We start from the raw sequence: 4,999 nt of genomic DNA, 5'->3' as shown, positions 1-4,999 counted from the left end.
GCCCGGCAGAGGCGGGCGGGCCCGGACGTGTGAGCGGGCGGGCCGTGGTGGTCTCCGCGGAACGGATCACCACGGACCGCCCGGCGGACGGACCGGGTCAGCCGGCCAGTTCCCTGAGCGCCATGTTGAGCGCGAGCACATTGACCCGCGGCTCCCCCACGAAGCCGAGAACACGCTCCTGGGTGTGGTCCTCGACCAGCTTCTCCACCCGCTCGACGGGCAGGTGGTTGCGCTCCGCCACCCGGTGTACCTGGAGCTTCGCGTACGCCGGCGAGATGTCCGGGTCCAGCCCCGACCCCGAGGAGGTGACGGCGTCCGCCGGGACCTGGGAGGGGGTGACCCGGTAACCGGGCGTGGAGTTGTCCCTGACGACGGCGGCCTTGGCGTCCGTGACCCACTTGATCAGATCCTCGTTGTCCCCGGAACGGTTGGTGGCTCCGGAGAGGATGAGCTTGTACTGGGTGTTGACACCGTTGGTGCCGAGGCCGTTGGCCGGGCGGGGCTGGAACCACTTGAGGTCCGGCTCCGGGGTCTCCTGGCCCTCCTTGAGCGGCAGGTCGTACCGCTGTCCGATGAGTGAGGAGCCGACGACCTTGCCGCCCTGTTCGACCTCCGAGCCGTTCGCCCGGTGGGGGAGGAGTCCTTGGGCGACGCCGGTGACGGCCAGGGGGTAGAGCACGCCGCAGAGAACGGTGAGGACGAGAAGGGCGCGCAGCCCCGCCCCGAGAAGCCGTGCGGTACTGCCGATGTTCATGGAAGACATGCCGTTCACCCGATGCCGGGGATGAGGGAGATGATCAGGTCGATGATCTTGATGCCGATGAACGGGGCGATCAGCCCGCCGAGGCCGTAGATCCCCAGATTCCTGCGGAGCATCCTGTCGGCGCTCGTGGGCCGGTAGCGCACACCCTTCAGGGCGAGCGGCACCAGCGCGACGATGACGAGCGCGTTGAAGATGACGGCGGAGAGGATCGCGGACTCCGGCGAGGAGAGATCCATGATGTTGAGCTTGTCGAGGCTCGGGTACACCACGGCGAACATCGCGGGGATGATCGCGAAGTACTTCGCGACGTCATTGGCGATCGAGAAGGTCGTCAGCGCGCCACGGGTGATGAGGAGCTGCTTGCCGATCTCCACGATCTCGATCAGTTTGGTGGGGTTGGAGTCCAGGTCCACCATGTTCCCGGCCTCCTTGGCGGCCGAGGTACCGGTGTTCATCGCCACACCCACATCCGCCTGGGCCAGCGCGGGCGCGTCGTTGGTGCCGTCGCCCGTCATGGCGACCAGCTTGCCGCCCGCCTGCTCACGCTTGATCAGGGACATCTTGTCCTCGGGGGTGGCCTCGGCGAGGAAGTCGTCGACCCCGGCCTCCTCCGCGATCGCCTTGGCGGTCAGCGGGTTGTCACCGGTGATCATGACGGTCCTGATGCCCATCCGGCGCAGTTCCTCGAACCGCTCCCGCATCCCCTCCTTGACCACGTCCTTGAGGTGGATGACACCGAGCACCCGGGCTCCGGCCGCGTCGTCCAGGGCCACCAGCAGCGGTGTGCCGCCGGCCTGGGAGATCCGGTCGGTGAGGGACTGGGCGTCCTGGGACACCTGCCCGCCGCGGCTCCTGACCCAGGCGATGACCGACCCGGCGGCTCCCTTGCGTACGGTGCGTGCCGTCCCGTTCTCGGTGAGGTCGACTCCGGACATCCGGGTCTGGGCGGTGAAGGTGATCCACTCGGCGCCGGTGAGCTGGCCCTGGTGGCGCTCGCGCAGCCCGTACTTCTCCTTGGCGAGCACCACGATCGAGCGGCCCTCGGGGGTTTCGTCGGCGAGCGAGGAGAGCTGTGCCGCGTCGGCCAGTTCGGCCTCCGTCACCCCCCTGACCGGGACGAACTCGGCGGCCTGGCGGTTGCCCAGGGTGATCGTGCCGGTCTTGTCGAGCAGCAATGTCGACACATCGCCCGCCGCCTCGACCGCGCGCCCCGACATCGCCAGCACATTGCGCTGCACCAGCCGGTCCATGCCCGCGATCCCGATCGCCGAGAGCAGCGCTCCGATGGTCGTCGGTATCAGACAGACCAGCAGGGCGATCAGCACGATCATCGACTGCCGCTGACCCGCGTAGACCGCGAACGGCTGAAGGGTGACCACCGCGAGCAGGAAGACGATGGTCAGCGACGCGAGCAGGATGTTCAGCGCGATCTCGTTGGGCGTCTTCTGCCGCGCCGCGCCCTCGACCAGCTTGATCATCCGGTCGATGAACGTCTCACCGGGCCTGGTGGTGATCCTGATGACGATCCGGTCCGAGAGGACCTTCGTCCCCCCGGTCACGGCCGAGCGGTCGCCGCCCGACTCCCGGATGACCGGCGCCGACTCACCGGTGATGGCCGACTCGTCGACGGAGGCCACGCCTTCGACCACATCGCCGTCGCCGGGAATGATGTCGCCGGTCTCGCAGACCACCAGATCACCGATCCGCAGATCGGTACCGGGTACGCGCTCCTCACCCCGGCCGGTGACACGCCGGGCGACGGTGTCGGTCTTGGCCTTGCGCAGGGTGTCCGCCTGCGCCTTGCCACGGCCCTCCGCCACGGCCTCCGCGAGGTTCGCGAAGACGGTGGTCAGCCACAGCCAGCCGGCGATGGCCCAGCCGAACCAGTCACCCGGGTCGAGCGCCGCGAAGACCGTGGACAGCACGGATCCGATGAGGACCACGAACATCACGGGCGACTTCACCATCACCCGGGGGTCAAGCTTGCGCAGCGCCTGCGGGAAGGAGACGAGCAACTGCCTGGGATCGAACAGACCCCCGCCCACCCGCTCGCTCCCGGAGCTGTGACCGGGAGACACGGACGGGTGCGGCGCACGGGTCGGAGTGACTGTGGACATCGTGTCCTCTTGCTTCAGACGAGTGGTCATGACGCCAGCCCTTCGGCCAGCGGCCCCAGAGCCAGCGCCGGGAAGTAGGTCAGACCGGTGACGATCAGGATCGTGCCGACCAGCAGCCCGGTGAAGAGCGGCTTGTGGGTACGGAGCGTGCCCGCGGTCTCCGGGACAGGACGCTGCTCCGCGAGCGCGCCGGCCAGCGCCAGGACGAACACCATGGGCAGGAAGCGGCCGAGCAGCATGGCCAGACCGGTGGTGGTGTTGAACCACTGGGTGTCGGCGTTCAGGCCCGCGAAGGCCGAGCCGTTGTTGTTGCCGGCCGAGGTGTACGCGTAGAGGATCTCGGAGAATCCGTGCGGCCCCGAGTTGGTCATCGAGTTGCCCGGCGTGGGCAGCGCCATGGCGACGGCGGTGAAGCCGAGCACCAGCGCCGGGGTGATCAGGATGTAGCTCGCGGCGAACTTGATCTCGCGGCTGCCGAGCTTCTTGCCCAGATACTCGGGCGTACGGCCGACCATCAGCCCGGCGATGAACACCGCGATGACCGCCATGATCAGCATGCCGTAGAGACCGGAGCCGACACCGCCGGGCGCGATCTCGCCGAGTTGCATGCCCAGCATGGTGATACCGCCGCCGAAGCCGGTGAACGAGGAGTGGAAGGAGTTGACCGCGCCGGTCGAGGTGAGCGTGGTGGCCACCGCGAAGATCGACGAACCGCCGACCCCGAAGCGGGTCTCCTTGCCCTCCATCGCACCGCCGGCGATATCGAACGCCGGTCCGCCGTGGTGGAACTCGGTCCACATCATCAGCGCGGTGAACCCGAGCCAGATGGTCACCATCGTGGCCAGGATCGCGTAACCCTGCCGGACGCTGCCGACCATCCGGCCGAAGGTCCGGGTCAGCGCGAGCGGGATGACCAGGATCAGGAAGATCTCGAAGAGGTTCGAGACCGGGCTGGGGTTCTCGAAGGGATGCGCGGAGTTGGCGTTGAAGTAACCGCCGCCATTGGTGCCCAGCTCCTTGATGACTTCCTGCGAGGCGACCGCACCGCCGTTCCACTGCTGCGAGCCGCCCAGGAACTGGCCGACCTCATGGATCCCGGCGAAGTTCTGGATCGCGCCGCAGGCGACCAGCACGATCGCGCCGATCACGGAGGCGGGCAGCAGGATACGGACGGTGCCACGCACCAGGTCCGACCAGAAGTTGCCCAGCTCACCGGTGCGGGCACGGGCGAAACCCCGTACCAGCGCCACCGCGACGGCCATACCGACCGCCGCCGAGACAAAGTTCTGGACGGCCAGACCACCGGTCTGTACGACATGGCCCATGGCCTGTTCGCCGTAGTACGACTGCCAGTTGGTGTTGGAGACGAACGACGCGGCGGTGTTGAACGCCTGGTCCGGATCGATCGCGGAGAAGCCGAGCGACCCCGGAAGGCCGCCCTGGACCCGTTGCAGCAGATAGAGGAAGAGGACGCTCACCGCGGAGAACGCGAGGACGCCGCGGAGATAGGCGGGCCAGCGCATCTCGGTGGTGGGATTCGCGCCGATGGCCTTGTAGATCCACTTCTCGGCTCTCAGATGTCCGGTCGAGCTGTAGACCCGGGCCATGTAGTCACCCAGCGGGCGGTATGCCAGACCGAGCGCGGCGATGAGCGCGAGCAACTGGAGCACACCGGCGAGGACGGGGCTCATCACTCAGAACCTCTCCGGGAAGAACAGGGCGAGGACGAGATAGCCCAGCAGGGCGACGGCCACGACCAGTCCGACGACGTTCTCGGCGGTCATAGCTTCGCCACCCCCTTGGCGATGAGGGCCACCAGCGCGAAGACCGCGATCGTGGTGACGACGAAGGCCACATCGGCCATCGTGTGCTCCTAGATGAGTACGGGAAATCTGACTCCCTGAGGAAACCCGCTGATTTCCCGGCCCCGGCTTCCGTTGACGGGTCCCATACGGCCGATGCCACCGGCTTGACGGAGTTCATATGGGCGCGGCCATGCCCTGTGATGTGCCCCATAGAAGCCTTGGGAGCCATGGGAGCCATGGGACGGGGAAGGGCCGAGACCTGGACAGGACCGAACGGCCGGTGGGCCGCATCCTCACAAGGGGATGCGGCCCAC

Annotated in this window: 4 protein-coding genes; all 4 read right to left on the bottom strand. The window is 67.8% G+C overall.

The features are described from left to right. Positions 1-97: 97 nt before the first annotated feature. The 4 genes from ACWGDX_RS39185 to kdpF are packed head-to-tail and all read right to left on the bottom strand — an operon-like array spanning position 98 to position 4,664. Positions 98-763: a potassium-transporting ATPase subunit C gene (locus ACWGDX_RS39185; RefSeq protein WP_453633582.1), complete on the bottom strand. Its 666-nt coding sequence runs from the start codon at positions 761-763 to the stop codon at positions 98-100. 5 nt (positions 764-768) lie between these two features. Beyond that, positions 769-2,910 (bottom strand): potassium-transporting ATPase subunit KdpB, encoded by a 2,142-nt coding sequence (gene kdpB, locus ACWGDX_RS39180; protein WP_453633580.1) that lies wholly within the window; start codon positions 2,908-2,910, stop codon positions 769-771. Further along, the gene (gene kdpA / locus ACWGDX_RS39175; protein WP_453633578.1) at positions 2,907-4,571 is read right to left on the bottom strand and encodes a potassium-transporting ATPase subunit KdpA; all 1,665 of its coding nucleotides are present in this window, start codon (positions 4,569-4,571) and stop codon (positions 2,907-2,909) included. Before kdpA ends, kdpB begins: the two co-directional genes overlap by 4 nt. A 3-nt stretch (positions 4,572-4,574) precedes the next feature. Next, complete coding sequence (gene kdpF, locus ACWGDX_RS39170; RefSeq protein ID WP_358717709.1) at positions 4,575-4,664, bottom strand: K(+)-transporting ATPase subunit F; 90 nt, start codon at positions 4,662-4,664, stop codon at positions 4,575-4,577. Positions 4,665-4,999: the final 335 nt, after the last annotated feature.

It is taken from the genome of Streptomyces sp. NPDC055025 (assembly GCF_053608565.1).
Note: the sequence above shows the minus strand (reverse complement) of the source record. Positions and strands in the feature narration are given on the sequence as shown.